At 74.7% G+C, this 15044-nt stretch carries 10 protein-coding genes; 8 read left to right on the forward strand and 2 right to left on the reverse strand.

Features of this window, described 5'->3' with window-relative positions; translation table 11 throughout:
* Positions 1-84 precede the first annotated feature (84 nt).
* On the forward strand, positions 85-585 hold the full coding sequence (locus tag ACH4PU_RS10015; RefSeq protein ID WP_398268822.1) for a DUF2867 domain-containing protein: 501 nt from the start codon (positions 85-87) through the stop codon (positions 583-585).
* A gap of 215 nt (positions 586-800) precedes the next feature.
* On the opposite strand, the gene ACH4PU_RS10020 is transcribed toward ACH4PU_RS10015, so the two are convergent.
* Positions 801-1877, reverse strand: a complete 1077-nt coding sequence (locus tag ACH4PU_RS10020) for a 3-oxoacyl-ACP synthase III family protein (protein ID WP_398268824.1) — start codon at positions 1875-1877, stop codon at positions 801-803.
* A gap of 581 nt (positions 1878-2458) precedes the next feature.
* Here ACH4PU_RS10020 and ACH4PU_RS10025 point away from each other — a divergent pair.
* The 5 genes from ACH4PU_RS10025 to ACH4PU_RS10045 all read left to right on the forward strand — a co-directional run bounded on the left by ACH4PU_RS10025 (position 2459) and on the right by ACH4PU_RS10045 (position 6999).
* Positions 2459-2707, forward strand: coding sequence for an acyl carrier protein (locus ACH4PU_RS10025; RefSeq protein WP_004946046.1), 249 nt, complete (start codon positions 2459-2461; stop codon positions 2705-2707).
* On the forward strand, positions 2704-3594 hold the full coding sequence (locus tag ACH4PU_RS10030; protein ID WP_398268828.1) for a class I SAM-dependent methyltransferase: 891 nt from the start codon (positions 2704-2706) through the stop codon (positions 3592-3594). The genes ACH4PU_RS10025 and ACH4PU_RS10030 overlap by 4 nt, the downstream gene beginning before the upstream one ends.
* A 59-nt stretch (positions 3595-3653) precedes the next feature.
* The gene (locus tag ACH4PU_RS10035; RefSeq protein ID WP_398268831.1) at positions 3654-4979 is read left to right on the forward strand and encodes an NAD(P)/FAD-dependent oxidoreductase; all 1326 of its coding nucleotides are present in this window, start codon (positions 3654-3656) and stop codon (positions 4977-4979) included.
* Entirely contained in the window at positions 4976-5980 is a 1005-nt protein-coding gene (locus tag ACH4PU_RS10040) for an SDR family oxidoreductase (protein ID WP_398268834.1), read from the forward strand. The genes ACH4PU_RS10035 and ACH4PU_RS10040 overlap by 4 nt, the downstream gene beginning before the upstream one ends.
* Before the next feature lie 77 nt (positions 5981-6057).
* Positions 6058-6999 (forward strand): SDR family NAD(P)-dependent oxidoreductase, encoded by a 942-nt coding sequence (locus ACH4PU_RS10045; protein ID WP_398268837.1) that lies wholly within the window; start codon positions 6058-6060, stop codon positions 6997-6999.
* A 189-nt stretch (positions 7000-7188) separates the two neighbouring features.
* On the opposite strand, the gene ACH4PU_RS10050 is transcribed toward ACH4PU_RS10045, so the two are convergent.
* Entirely contained in the window at positions 7189-7575 is a 387-nt protein-coding gene (locus ACH4PU_RS10050; protein WP_398268840.1) for a helix-turn-helix transcriptional regulator, read from the reverse strand.
* A 724-nt stretch (positions 7576-8299) separates the two neighbouring features.
* Here ACH4PU_RS10050 and ACH4PU_RS10055 point away from each other — a divergent pair.
* Both ACH4PU_RS10055 and ACH4PU_RS10060 read left to right on the forward strand, forming a co-directional pair.
* Positions 8300-9283 (forward strand): beta-ketoacyl-ACP synthase III, encoded by a 984-nt coding sequence (locus tag ACH4PU_RS10055; protein ID WP_398268844.1) that lies wholly within the window; start codon positions 8300-8302, stop codon positions 9281-9283.
* A gap of 91 nt (positions 9284-9374) precedes the next feature.
* Positions 9375-15041, forward strand: coding sequence for a type I polyketide synthase (locus tag ACH4PU_RS10060; protein WP_398268847.1), 5667 nt, complete (start codon positions 9375-9377; stop codon positions 15039-15041).
* Positions 15042-15044 lie beyond the last annotated feature (3 nt).

Raw genomic sequence — 15044 nt, forward strand, 5'->3', positions numbered from 1 at the left:
GCGATCCGTTACCCTGTTCGCTCTGCTGTGCCGTCCGATACGCTGCTGTGCCGTCCGCGCCCGTCAGCCGAAGGAGTCCGCGTCATGACCGTCCCCCGTGCGCGTCGCGTCGACGTTCCGCAATCCCTCCGGAAAACCGAGGAATTCACCGACCCCCACTACGCCTCGGCCTACGCCATAGCGGTCGACGACGCCCGCTCCCGGACGCCGGAGGAGTGGGCGCGGGCCGCGATCGAGGAGGCCCCGGCCGCGCTGCGGTTCTTCCTGCGCTTCGGGTGGACGAAGGTGCTGGGGCTGCGCATGGGGCCCAAGTCCGGGTCCGCCGAGCACGTCCTCGGGTGGCGCATCACGGACTCCGCCCCGAACGCGCTGACCATGGACGGGCATTCGGGCCTGTTCTCCTCCTACAACGTGGTGCTCACCGAGGGCTCGACGCTGGTGTGGGCCACCGCCCAGCACTTCAAGGGGCGCGGGGCCGGCCTGCTCTGGGGGCTGGCCCGGCCGGTGCACCAGATCGCCGTGCCCTACCTGCTGCGGCGCTCCTGCAAGGCGCGGCAGCGCGCCGCCGGCCCGGCGGCGGGGTAACACCGCCCGGAGCCGCCCGGCGCGTCCCGCCTCGCGGTCTCGTCCCGTTCCGTGGTCGCGTCCCGCCTCGCGGTCGTGTCCCGTTCCGCGGTGCCCCGGCCGGAGCCCGGCCGGGGCACCGCCGTTCCGGGAACCGCCGTTCGTAGCGCCGCCGTTCCCGGCCGGCGGCCGGTACGGGGCGGGCGCGCGGCGGGAGCACCGCCGGATCCGCCGGCTCATGCGGCGCCGGGGGACGCGTCGGGGGACGGGCCGGAGGACGCCGCGCCGCCGCGCCAGCGCACGGCCGCCGCCGAGGCGAAGTCGCCCGCGTGCGCGAAGCCGGACATCACCACCAGGTCGCCGTCGCGCAGCCGGCCCTCCCGGGCCGCCCGGTCGAGTGTGATGGGCACGGCCGCGCCGTAGAGGTTGCCGTACCGGTCGAAGGTGTCGAGATGGCGCTCCTCCGGTATGCCCAGGGCGCCCCGCCAGTTCTTCAGGAAGATCCGGTTGGGCTGGTTGGTGACCAGCACGTCGACGGCGTCGGTCGCCACTCCGAGGTCCGCGCAGAGCTTCCCGACCAGCTCGGGCACCAGCCGGTTGCCGCGCTCCAGGATCTCGGTCTGCCGGGCCGGGTCGAAGGCGATGTCCATCTGACCGCCGCCCGGTTCCCAGTACTTGCGCCCGTCGGGCGTCCGCAGCCCCAGGTCGAAGGAGTGCTCGGGGACGTTCAGGGTCCGTACCCCCAGGATCGGCGAACCGCCGCCCGCCTCCAGGTACGCGACGCCGCACCCGTCCCCGGGGACGGCCGCGTGCGGCTGCCGGCGCACCTCGGACTGGGCGAAGACCTGCCCGGCGGTGTTCTGCACATTGGCGATGAGCGCGGTGCGCGCTCCGCCGCCCGCCATGATCTTCTGCGCCAGCGCCATCATGTACATGAACGAGCCGCAGCCCGCGTTGTGCAGGTCCACGATCCACTCGGGGCTGATGCCGAGCCGGTGCGCCGCCTGCGCCCCGACGCCCATGAACGCCTCGTCCGGTAACAGGACGTTGGTGAGCAGGACGTCCACCGTGCCGGCCGGGTCCACGCCGAGGCGCTCGAAGACCGGCCGGGCCGCCTTGGCGATCATGTCGGCCGCCCGCTCGTCCCGTGCGACGTGGTGGCGGGTCGCGGGCACCTTGAACAGCGGTATCTCGGCGAGGGGGTCGAGGGGCGCGTCCGGGGCCCGGAAGAACTCGGGGCCGACGACGTTCTCGGGCAGGTAGCTGCCGAAATCAACAATACCGACGATGCCGGCGGTGCCGTCGGGCTGCATGGCGGGTCCTTTCGACGCCTGCTCACGGCCGGTGCCGCCCGTCCGTCGCCGGCCCGCGCGGTGGCGGGCATGCCGGGTCCAGGACGGTCACGGGCTCGGTCCGGGCCGCTCGTACCGAGCAAGGAAAACACCTCGAGTCCTTTTTCGCCAGCAATCCGCCGGGGCTGTTGATCATTGCCCTAAAGGGCAATGGAGTGCTGTCGGATGGCTGGGTAAGGTCGGTGACACCCATGCCGGAGCCACTGGTCGCGAGGACCGTGGCGGTTACCGCACCCGGCCGGGACGCGAACGGCCGGAAGGGGCCGGCGGCGGCCCGTGGCCGGGGCGGGCCGAGTGTGCACGGGACCGTGCGCGAAAACGTGCACGGAAAGGTTCGGAATCGCGTACAGCGGCGTCCGGAAAACCGCTGGAATTCCTTCCGGGTGCGAGCCTCGTGGACATCCTCCCGGGCATCCGCACCCCCGTTCCACGCGGCGTCCGTCTCGCGACCGCCGGAACACCCTCCCCCATCGCACGCACTCATCCCGGACATTCGGTCACCGCGCACCGGAAACATCGGAAATGATCGGAAAGGCTGTCTCGTGATCACTGCTGAAGAGGTCTGCGCCCGTATCGCCAAGAAGCTCGGCGGCAAGGCGGACGCGCATGTGCTGAACGCCGACACCGCCTTCGACTCGGTCGGTCTGTCCAGCCTGCAGATAGCCGACATCGTCTACTCCATCGAGGACGACCTGGACATCGAGTTCGACCCGTCCAAGGCCGCGAGCGTGAAGACCGTGGGCGACCTGGTGCGGCTCGCCGAGGAGACCAAGTCGGGCAGCGCGGCGTGACCGCGGCCGTCCAGCCGGGGTACGCGGGTGCCACCGCGGAGGCGATCCGCCACCATTACGACCTGTCGAACGATTTCTTCGCCCTGTGGCTCGACGCGTCCATGACCTACACCTGTGCTCTCTGGGACGACGGCCCCGACGCGGCGTCCGACACCCTGGAGGCGGCCCAGCGGCGCAAGCTGGACCACCTGGTCGAGGGCGCGCGGGCGGCCGGTGCGGGGCGGGTGCTCGACGTCGGCTGCGGCTGGGGCAGTCTGCTGGAACGCCTGGTGACCGTGCACGGCGTGGGGCACGCGGTGGGCCTCACGCTCAGCGACAGCCAGGCGGAGCTGCTGCGCGGGCGTGCCCTGCCGCGCACCGAGGTGCGGGTGGAGAACTGGCTCGACCACGAGCCGGCGAAGCCCTACGACGCGATCGTCTCCATCGGCGCGTTCGAGCACTTCGCCCGCACCGGGCTGAGCCGCGCCGAGCGCGTCGCCGCCTACCGGGAGTTCTTCGAGCGCTGCCGCTCCTGGCTGCCCGCCGGCGGCCGGATCGCCCTCCAGACCAACGTCAAGGGCAACAACGTCCGGATGGACAAACAGACCGTCCGCGATCTGATGTTCATCATCGACCACATCTTCCCGGAATCCGAGATTCCAGCGCTCGCCGAGGTGCTGGAGGCCGCGGAGAAACGGTTCGACGTGGTACGGCTGCGCAACGACCCGGACCATTACGCCCGGACCTGCGGGGAATGGCTCGACCGGCTGAAGGCGCGGCGGGAAGAGGCGGTCGCCCTCGCCGGCGAGCAGAACGTCGCCGACTACGAGCGGTATCTCGGCGCGACGGTCGGCCACTTCGCCAACCGCCACCTGGGTCTCTCGCGCATCGTCTTCGAAGCCGTCTGAGAAGCCGCCCGGAAAGAGCCGTCGTGAAAGCCGTCCGGCGGGCCGTTGAGGAGCACTCATTGAACGCGTACAAGCATGTCGTGTACTGGCACGACACCGAACCGGTCACGCCCGGTCCCCCCTTGCGGGAAACCGTCGACTGTGACGTCTGCATCGTGGGCGGCGGATTCACCGGACTGTGGACGGCCTATTTCCTGAAAGAGGCCGAGCCGGCCCTCGACATCCGTATCGTCGAGGCCCACCATTCCGGGTACGGGGCCTCGGGCCGCGCCGACGGATTCGTCACGCCCACCATCGGCAAGGACATCCAGGCGCTGGTCGGGGAATTCGGCGAACAACGCGCCCTGGAGGCGTCCCAGGCGGTCGGCCGGTCGATCCTGGAGATCGGCCGCTTCACGCGGAAGAACAAGGTCGACGCCGAGTACGAGGCCACCGACTACCTGATGGTGGCCACCGACGCCGCCCAGCTCCGGCGGCTGGAGGAGGACCGCGACCTCGCCGTCCGGCTGGGCGCCGCGCCCCCCGAGATCATGTCCCGCGACGAGGCGATGTCCGTCGTCGGCTCGCCCGCCATCGCCGCCGGCATGCGCACCGGCGGCGCGCTGGTCAACCCGTTCAAACTGGCCCGCGGGCTGGCCCGGGTGGTCCGCGAGAAGGGCGTCACGCTCTACGACCAGACCCCCTGCCTGCGCGTCGAGCCGGGTGTCCGGCCCGTCGTCGTCACCGCCGGCGGCCGGGTGAAGGCCGACAAGGTGGTCCTCGCCACCAATGTGCACATGGACGCCTTCCCGCCGTTCCGCCGCAAGGTCGTGCCGATCTGGACGTACGCCATGGTGAGCGAGCCGCTCACCGACGCCCAGCTCGCCCGCGTCCCGTGGGCGGGCCGCGAGGGCCTGGTCGAGGCCAAGTCCCTGCTCACCTGCGCCCGGTTCACCCACGACAACCGGATCATGTTCGCCGGCGGCCCCGCCCCGTACTACTGGGGCCGGGACAAGCGGCAGCGGAACATGAACCGGCCCGAGGTCTACCGCGCCATCCACCGCGAGTTCCTGCGGTTCTTCCCGATGTGGGCGGACGTCGAGTTCAGCTACGCCTACGGCGGTACCGCCGACGTCGTCCGCGACTACGCGCCGCACTTCGGCACGCTCGCCGGCGGCCGGGTCCTCTACGGGTACGGCTACTGCGGGAACGGTATCGCCGCCACCCACACCGGCGGAAAGGTCCTCCGCGACCTGACGCTCGGCAAGGACACCCCGCACTCGCGGCTCCTCTTCGTGGACGACGGACGGCGCCGCCCGCCCGCCTCGTTCCCGCCCGAACCCGCCCTCTACATCGGGGCCCGCGCCGCGACGCGGCTCATGAACTGGAAGGAGTCGCGGCCGTGAGCGCCCGCCGCACCGTCCTCCTCACCGGCGCCACCGGCGTCGTCGGCCGCTCCCTGCTCCGCGAGCCCGCCGACGTCCGCCTGGTGCCGGCCGCCCGCGCGGCCACCGTGCCCGACGCCACCGAGCCGGTGGTGCGCTGCGACGTCACCAAGGACCGGCTGGGACTCGACGCCGGCGCCTACGCCGAACTCGCCGCCCGCGTCGACGTCGTGATCCACTCCGCCGGCCTGACGGAGTGGGGGCTGCCCGCCGAGCGCTACGAGCCCGTCAACGTCGAGGGCACCCGCCGGGTGATCGAGTTCGCCCGCGAGGCGGGCGCGCCCGTGCACTTCATGAGCACGGCGTTCGTGGCGGCCCTCGCGGACACCGCCCCCGTGCCGCTCCGCGCGGAGAACGTGTGCCGGAACTACATCACCTCCAAGCGGGCCGCAGAGGACCTCCTGCGCTCCTCCGGCATCCCGCACGCCATCTACCGCCCCACCAACCTCATCGGCGACTCGGTCACCGGCTGGACCTCCCATCCGCAGATCGTCCAGCAGATGTCGGACTGGCTGGGCCGCGGCCGGGCCCCCTTCCTCCCCGTCCACCCGGGCATCCGGATGGACTTCGTCCCCCAGGACCTGCTGTCCAAGGCGGTGCTGCGGGCGGTCGAACGCGGCGACGACGAGGGCGAGTGGTGGGTCACCCTCGGCCCCGCGGCCATGGACGTCGAGACCTGCGTCGCGATCGTCGTGAAGCAGGCGGCCGAACGCGGCCGCCACCTCACCGTCCCGCCGCTGCTGGACGCCGACGGCCTCGCCCCCGAGGCCATCGCCGACCAGCCGCCGATGACCCGCTCGTACCTGTCCGTGCTGCGCGACGTCAGCGAGGTCACCCGGTGCAGCGGCGGCGTCCTGCCCACCTCGATGCCCGAACTCCGGGACCGCTACGGCCTGCCGCCGGTCGACGACACCGCGGCGTACGCCACCACCCTCGCCTACGCGGCCCGGCACCTCGCATGAGCTCCCGCTGAACGCCCATTGAACTCCCGCGCGCGGAACGCCGGCCCGGACCACGAACCACAACGGAGGACACAGCGATGACCGAAGCCACCGGCGCGTCCGGGACGACCGACGACTGGACCCCGCCGGACCTGTCGGGGAAGGTGGCCGTCGTGACGGGCGCCAGCCGCGGCGTCGGCCGCGGCATCGCCCTCGCGCTGGGCGCCGCCGGGGCCACCGTCTACGTCACCGGCCGCAGCACCCGCGGCGGCGCGCGCACCGAGGATCTGCCCGGCACGGTCGACGACACCGCCGACGAGGTCACCGCGCGCGGCGGCAAGGGCGTGGCGCTCCGCTGCGACCACGGCACCGCCGCCGACAACGAGGCGCTCGCCGACCGCGTCCGCGCCGACCACGGCCGGCTGGACCTGCTCGTCAACAACGCCTGGGGCGGCTACGAGCGCTCCGCCGACGTCCGCTTCGACGCCCCCTTCTGGGACCAGCCGATGTGGCGCTACGAGCTGTTCGAGGCGTCGCTGCGCGGGCAGTACGACGTCACCCGGCGGCTCGTCCCGCTGATGTTCGAGCAGGACCGCGGCCTGGTGGTGGGCATCAGCTTCACCGACGGCGACATCTACCTCGGCCAGGTCGGCTATGACGTGTTCAAGTCCGCCGCCGACCGGATGTGCCGCGGCATGGCCGCCGACCTGCGCAAGCGCGGGGTCGCCGCGCTGTCGCTGCACCCCGGCTTCGTCCGCACCGAACGGGTGGCCGCCGCCTGGGAGCTGATGGGCAGCGGCCCGGCGGCGGTGGTGCACTCCCCGGAGTACGTGGGCCGGGCCGTCGCCGCGCTGCTCGCCGACCCGGACGTCGGCGAGAAGTCGGGGCAGGTGCTCAGCACCGGAGACCTGGCGGTCGAGTACGGCTTCGCGGACGTGGACGGGCGGCGCCCGCCGGCGTTCCGCCTGGAGGGCCGGATGAGCCTGGCCACGCGCATGCACCGGCTGACCAAGGCGGTCGACGGCGCGGGCCGCGGGTAGCGGGCCCGGACGGGTCACCGGCACGAGCCGGCGCCGGTGACCCGCGGGGCCGCCGCGTCGTACGAGGTCCGTGGGACGGAGGCCGGCCCCACTCTCGACTCATCCGCCGTCCAGGAAAGGACAGTCCGCATGGAGGAGGTGCCGCCCGTGTCCGCCGCCCCCGTCCCCCCGGTTCCCCCGCTCGCTCCGCTACGTCCGGTCCGCGTCCGCCCGGTCGGCCCGCAGCTCGTCGGCCCACTCGGCCGACAGCAGCGCCGCCTCCACCCGGGAGCGCAGCCCCAACTTCCTGGTGATGCTGGTCAGATGCGCCTTGACGGTCCGCTCGGCGATGCCCAGGCGGCGGGCGATGGCAACGTTGCCCTCACCGCTCGGCAGTACGCTCAGCACCTCGCGTTCCCGCGGGGTGAGCGCCCGCAGGGCCGATCGCGGTACGCCCTTGTCCAGGGCACCGCCGGGCAGCGGGGAGGCTCCCCGTTCCGGTGCCGGGACCGTCGAAGGCCCCGCGGCGGCGTTCTTCTCGGCGGTCGTCTCGACGAGACGCTTCGGCGAAGGATTCACCCCGTGTTCCCCGTTCATGTGCTTCCCAACTCCTCGAGGGAATGTCCGCCGAAGGAGAGAAGGCAGGAGGTCTGTAAGAGGCGGTCGAGCCTCACGGCGCACGGATGTGCCGGCGCCGTTCTGCGGAGTCGCGGTAACACGGACACGATCGGCCATTCCCCCTTCGGCCTGATGTCGATCGACGCGGCCTCGACGGCCGCTCTTGCCAGTGGTGGCCCACCCCCTCGTCAACCGTTCCCCGCGGCCACCGGTGGGGCCGGGAGAGTCGGACAACTCCCGGGCGGCGGTTCATGTTTGAAATGTGCCCGGACGGAACCTCGCGGTGGCTACGGGCGATTCGCCCCGCTCGCGAAGCCTAGGACGCGGAGGGGCCCGATACAAGCTTTCGGATCATGCCCGGACGCCCGGCCGGCCGGGCCGCGGCGGGATGCCGGGCGGGACCGTCCGGTACGCCGTGTGCCCAGCGGTAACCCGTTGGGACGCCCGGGGCCCGACGGGTGGCGCCCCCGGACCCCGGACCGGTCCACCGCGCACCCGGAAGCCGGGGGCGTACGCCCGCCGCGGCCACCCGGGCGTCCCCGCCGCCCCGGCCGTACCGCGGCCGGACACGACGGGCGCGACACGACGCGGCGGCACCCCGCCCACCGGCGGTCGCGACCGCACCCACCAGCCAGCACGGAGGCCCCGGGCCACCCGCCCGTCCCGCCGTCCCCCGCCGCCGACCCGACGAGGTGAGCTCACCTTGATCACACCGCCCCCACCGGCACCCGCCCCCGCTTCCGGGGGTTCCCCCGGCTCCCGCATCGCGGCCGTCGCCGGCGTCCGTCCCGAGCGGATCGTCGACAACGAGACGATCGGCGCGCCCCTCGGCGTCTCCGCCGAGTGGATCGAGCGCCGCGTCGGCATCCGCGAACGCCGCTTCGCGGGCGCCGGCGACTCGGTGCAGTCCATGGCCGCCACCGCGGCCGGCAAGGCCCTCTCCGCCGCCGGCCTCACCCCCGCCGACGTCGACCTGCTGGTCCTCGCCACCTGCTCGCTGCCCTCGCCCATGCCCAACGGAGCCGCCTCGGTCGCCGCCCTGCTCGGCGTCCCCCGCATCGCCGCCTTCGACGTCAACGCCGCCTGTGCCGGATTCTGTTACGCGCTCGGCGTCGCCGACGGACTGGTGCGTTCCGGCACCAGCCGGCGCGCCCTGGTCATCGGCGCCGAGCGGATGACCGACTGGGTGGACCCCACCGACGTCGACACCGCCACGGTCTTCGCCGACGGCGCCGGCGCCGCGGTCGTCGTCGCCGACGAACGCCCCGGCATCCACCCGGTCGTCTGGGGCGGCGACGGCGACCAGGCGGGCCTGGTCGCCATCCCCGGCCGGCACGGCAGCGTGACGATGCGTGGCCAGGCCGTCTACCGCTGGGTGACCACCGAACTCGTGGCCGTCGCCGAGGAAGCCTGCGCCCGGGCCGGGCTCGCCCCCACCGAGCTGCGGGGCTTCGTCACCCACCAGGCCAACCTGCGCATGATCGAGCGGCTGGCCGAACGCCTGGGCGCCGACCGGGCCGCCGTCGGCCGCGACATCGTCCACACCGGCAACACCTCCGCCGCGTCCGTCCCGCTCGCCCTGTCCCGCCTCATCGACCTCGGTGAGATCCGGTCCGGGGACCCCGTGCTCCTCATGGGCTTCGGGGCGGGCCTCAGCTACGCCGCACAGGTCGTCCGCTGCCCCTGAACGGGACGAGGACGGGCGCGACACGGCGACCGCCAACCGACTCGCACCACCGAGAGTTCCGACCCGAGAGCACGTCAGCGAGGGGATGCACGTGAGTACTGCGGAATCCGACGGCAACCACACCGCCGGCACCCTCGCCGGGCAGGTGGCCGAGGCCGCGCCCGGCGACCGGCTGCGCACGGTCCTGGACGCCGTGCTCGCCGAGACGGCGGACCTCCTCGGCCGGACGCCCGACACCATCGATCCGCACCGCGCCTACCTCGACTACGGCTACAACTCGCTCGCCGCGCTGGAACTCACCGGCCGGCTCAGCCGCGCCTTCGGCCTCGACCTGCCGCTGACCCTGCTGTTCGACCACCCCAACCCGCGGGCCGTGGCGGGCGAACTGCTGCACCGGCTCGGGTTCGACGCCGCCGAGGACTCCGCACCCGCTGACGACGCCGTCCCGGAAGGCGACCACGACCCCGTCGCCGTCATCGGCATGGCCTGTCGCTACCCGGGCGACGCCGACTCGCCCGAGGCCCTGTGGCGGCTGGTCGCCGAGGGACGCGACGCGATCACCGGCTTCCCCGAGGACCGCGGCTGGCCCCTCGACGAACTCCACCACCCCGACCCCGACCACCCCGGCACCACCACCACCCGGCACGGCGGCTTCGTCCGCGGCGCCGCCGACTTCGACGCCGACTTCTTCGGCATCAGCCCGCGCGAGGCCCTGGCCATGGACCCGCAGCAGCGGCTGCTCCTCGAAGGCACCTGGGAGGCGTTCGAGGACGCCGGCCTCGACCCCGCCGGCCTGCGCGGCTCCCGCACCGGGGTGTTCGCCGGCGTCTCCGGCGTCGACTACAGCTACGTCGCCCACGCCGACGGCCGTGACCTCCAGGGCTACTGGGGCATCGGCACCCTCCCGGCCGTCGCCTCCGGCCGGGTGGCCTACACCTTCGGCTTCGAGGGCCCCGCGCTGACCGTCGACACCGCGTGCTCGTCGTCCCTGGTCGCAGCCCACCTCGCGATGCAGTCGCTGCGCCGCGGCGAGTCCTCGCTGGCCGTCGTCGCCGGCGTCACCATCGCCGCCACCCCCACCGTCTACCGGGAGTTCTCCCGGCAGCGGGCGGTTTCCCCGGACGGCCGCTGCCGCGCCTTCGCCGACGCGGCCGACGGCACCGGCTTCTCCGACGGCCTCGGGGTCCTGCTGCTGGAACGGCTGTCGGACGCGCGGCGGAACGGGCACCGGGTGCACGCGGTGCTGCGCGGTTCGGCGGTCAACCAGGACGGCGCCAGCAACGGGCTGACCGCGCCCAACGGTCCGGCGCAGGAGCGGGTGATCCGCGCGGCCTTGGCGGACGCGGGCTTGTCGGCGGCGGACGTGGACGCGGTGGAGGGGCACGGGACGGCGACCACGCTGGGGGATCCGATCGAGGTCCAGGCGCTCCAGGCGGCGTACGGGGAGCGGTCGTCGGAGCTGTGGCTCGGCTCGCTGAAGTCGAACATCGGCCATACGCAGGCGGCGGCGGGTGTGGGCGGGATCATCAAGATGATCGGCGCCCTGCGGGCTGAGCGGCTGCCCGCGACGCTGCACGTGGACCGCCCGACGGGGAAGGTGGACTGGTCGCGGGGACGGGTGCGGCTGCTCACGGAGGAGCGGCCGTGGCCGCGCTCTCCGGAACGACCGCGCCGCGCGGGCGTGTCGAGCTTCGGCGCGTCCGGCACGAACGCCCACGTGATCGTCGAGGAGCCGCCGGCGGTCTCGGAGGAGCCGGCATCCGACCGGCCCACCGACACCCCGCTGGTGTGGCCGGTCTCGGGCCGCACCCCGTCCGGACTGGCCGCGCAGGCCCGGCGGTTGGGCGAGTGGGCGCGCGAGCACCCGGACGCCGACCCGCTGGACGTGGCGTTCTCGCTGGCGACCACGCGCGCGAAGCTGCCGCACCGCGCGGCGGTCGTCGGCCGTACCCGCGACGACCTGCTGGCCGCCCTCGACCGCGTGGCGACCGAAGGCCCGGTCGCTCACGGGGGCGGGCCGGCCGGCCGGATCGCCTTCGTCTTCCCCGGCCAGGGCTCCCAATGGGAGGGCATGGCCACCGGACTGCTCGCCTCCGCACCGGAGTTCGCGGCGGAGATGGAACGCTGCGCGGCGGCACTCGCCCCGTACACCGACTGGGACCTGCTCGACGTCGTCAAGGGCGTCCCCGGCACGCCCCCGCTCGACCGCGTCGACGTCGTCCAGCCCGTGCTGTTCGCCGTCATGGCGTCGCTGGCCGCCCTCTGGCGCGCCCACGGCGTCGAGCCCGACGGGGTCGTCGGGCACTCGCAGGGCGAGATCGCCGCCGCGTACGTCGCGGGGGCGCTGACCCTCGACGACGCGGCCCGGATCGTCGCCCTGCGCAGCAAGGCGATCCGCGGCCTCGGCACCGGCGGCGGCATGCTCTCCGTCGCCGAGCCGGTGGAGGACGTCCGGGCCCGGCTCGCCGCGCTCGACGGCGGACTCTCCGTCGCCGCGGTCAACAGCCGCTCCTCGGTGCTCGTCTCGGGCCCGGCGGAGGCGCTGGACGAGCTGTACGAGGAGTGCGCCGCCGACGGGGTGTGGGTGCGGCGGATCCCCGTCGACTACGCCTCGCACTCGCCGCAGGTCGAGGGCGTCCGCGAGGAACTGGCCGCCGCCCTCGCCCCCGTACGCCCCCGGACGGCCGCCGTCCCCTTCCACTCCACCGTCACCGCGCGGCCCGCCGACACAACCGGGCTCGACGCGGACTACTGGTACACCAACCTGCGCCGGCCGGTCCTCTTCGAGGAGACCCTGCGGCACATGGCAGGCGCCGGCTACCGGGTCTTCGTCGAGATCAGCCCGCACCCCGTGCTCACCGCGCCGGTCGGCCAGATCCTCGACGACACCGACCCGGCCGGCTCCGGCCTGGTCGTCGGCACCCTCCAGCGCGGCCACGGGGAACCGGACGACTTCCTGCGCTCCCTCGCCGAGGCGTGGGCGGGCGGCGTCGACGTGGACTGGTCTCCGACGTACGCGAACGCCGGCCCGCGCCGCGTCGACCTCCCCGGGTACGCCTTCACCCGCCGGCGCTTCTGGCCCACCGCCGGCGTCCAGGCCGAGGCGGGCGACCTCCGTACGACCGGCCTGACCCCGGCCCGCCACCCGCTCCTCGCGGGCCGCGTCCCCCTGGCGGCCGGCGGCGGCCACCTGTTCACCGGCCACGTCTCCCCGGAACGCCACCCCTGGCTCGCCGACCACACCGTCCACGGCGAAATCGTCGTCCCCGGAACGGCACTCCTGGAACTCGCCGCGACCGCGGGCACCCGCCTGGGCACACCCGTCGTCGAGGAACTGACCCTGGAGGCCCCGCTTCTCGTCCGCGACGGCGGCTGCGCCCTGCAACTCCACGTCGCGGAGCGGGATGCCGCCGGGCGCGCCGCATTCACCCTGCACGCGGAGGACGGCGCGGACGGCTGGACGCGGACGGCGTCGGGGGTGCTGGCGGCGGGGGCGCCGGTGGGGGAGTCCCCGGCCGCCGTCCCGGATCCCGCCGCCTGGCCCCCCGAAGGCGCCACCCCCCTCGCCCTCGACGGCCTCTACACCCGCCTCGCCGAGTGCGGCGTCGCGTACGGGCCCTGGTTCCGGGGCGTCCGTGCCGCGTGGCGGTACGCGGACGGGATCGCCGCCGACGTCGTCCTCGACGCGGGCGGCCAAGCCCCCGACGTCCGCCACCTGGTGCACCCGGCCCTCCTCGACGCCGCCTTCCACGCCGCCCTCGCCGACCGTACGGAAGGCGCGCCCGGCGCGGCGCTGCTGCCGTTCGCCTGGTCGGGGGTCCGGCTGCCGGCCGACGGGGACGCGCCCCGGGAGCTCCGGGTGCGGCTCGCGTCCGCCGGCGGAGACGCCGTGCGGATGACCGCGCACGACGCGGAGGGGCGGCTCGTCGCGTCCGTGGAGTCGGTCCTCGCCCGGCCGGTGACGGCCGACCGGCTCGCCGCGGCCCGGCCGGTGGCCGCCGACTGCCTGTTCACCGTCGCGTGGACGCCCGCGGCCGGGACGCCCGTGCCGCCGCCGCCCGGGTCCGTGGCGGTCCTCGACGGCACCGAGGACTGGCCGTTCCCCGCCTACGACCCGGCCGACCCCGACCTCGGCGTCCGCCGGCTCGTCGTCCCCGTCACCCCGCCCGAGGGGCTCGCGCCACCCGCCGCCGCCCGCGCGCTGACCGGCCGCGTCCTGGCCCTGCTGCGGGAGTGGCAGGCCGACGAGCGGCCGGCCGCCGACGGCACCCGTCCCGGCGGCGACGGGCCGCGCCTGGTGTTCGTCACCCGCACGGCCGTGGCCGCCCGCCCCGGTGACGACGCCCGCCTCGCCCCGGAGACGGCCGCCGTGTGGGGCCTGGTGCGCAGCGCCCAGGCCGAACACCCGGACCGGTTCGCCCTCGTCGACCTCGACGAGGCGGCCGGCCCCGCGGAGCTCGCCCGCGCCCTGGGCCTGGACGAGCCCCAACTCGCCGTCCGCGCGGGGACGCCACTCGTCCCCCGGGCCGCCCGGGCCCGGGGAGCGGCCGGCACGCCCTTCGACCCGGAGGCGACCGTCCTGATCACCGGCGGCACCGGCGGCCTGGGCGCCCTGGTGGCCCGGCACCTCGTCGCCCGGCACGGCGTCCGGCACCTGCTGCTCGCCGGCCGTCGCGGCCCCGACGCCCCGGGCGCCCGCGACCTCGCGGCCGAACTCACCGCCCAGGGCGCCGACGTCCGGATCGCCGCCTGCGACGCGTCCGACCACGACGCCCTGGCCCGGCTCCTCGCCTCCGTCCCCGCCGACCGCCCGGTGCGCGCCGTCCTGCACGCCGCCGGCGTCCTGGACGACGCGCTCGTCACCTCCCTGACCGACGGGCAACTGGAGCGCGTGCTGCGCGCCAAGGCGGACTCCGCCTGGCACCTGCACGAGCTGACGCGCGACCTCGGCCTCGACCTGACGGCGTTCGTCCTCTTCTCCTCCCTCGCCGGCGCCCTCGGCGGCCCAGGCCAGGCCAACTACGCCGCCGCCAACACCTTCCTGGACACCCTCGCCCGCCTGCGCCGCGCCCAGGGGCTGCCCGCGGTCTCCGTCGCATGGGGCCTGTGGGCGGAACGCAGCGACATGACCGGCCACCTCAGCGGCGCGGACACGGCACGGCTCGCCCGGGACGGCGTCCGCGCGCTGTCCGCCGACGAGGGCCTGGCCCTCTTCGACGCCACCCTCGGCTCCGCCGACCCCACGCCGCTGGCCGCCCGGCTGGACACGGCCGCCCTGCGCGCCCAGGCCGAGGCGGGGACGCTGCCGGCCGTGCTGCGCTCCCTGGCCCCGGCCGCGGCCCGGCCCGGCGGGTCCGCCGCCGGACCCGCCGCGCTCCTCGCCGACCTCGCGGCCCGCACCGGAAAGGACCGCGCACGGGCCCTCCTGCGGCTGGTCCGCAGTGAGATCGCCACCGTGCTGCGGTACCCGGGTCCGGACGCCGTGGGCCCCGACCGGCCGTTCAGCGAGCTCGGTTTCGACTCCCTGGGCGCCGTCCAGCTCCGCAACCGCCTCGGCGTGGTCACCGGCCTGCGGCTGCCCGTGACCGCGGTGTTCGACCACCCCACCCCACGGGCCGTCGCCGCGCTCCTCCAGGCGGGGCTGTTCCCGGAGGGGGAGGAGCCCGGTCAGGAGAGCCCGGACGACGAGGAAGCGGCGCTCGACGCCATGGACACCGAGACCCTGGTCCGCCTGGCACTGCGCGGCGGCGACGAATGAGGG

The sequence above is a fragment of the Streptomyces sp. NPDC021100 genome (assembly GCF_044333095.1).
Taxonomy (GTDB): Bacteria; Actinomycetota; Actinomycetes; order Streptomycetales; family Streptomycetaceae; genus Streptomyces.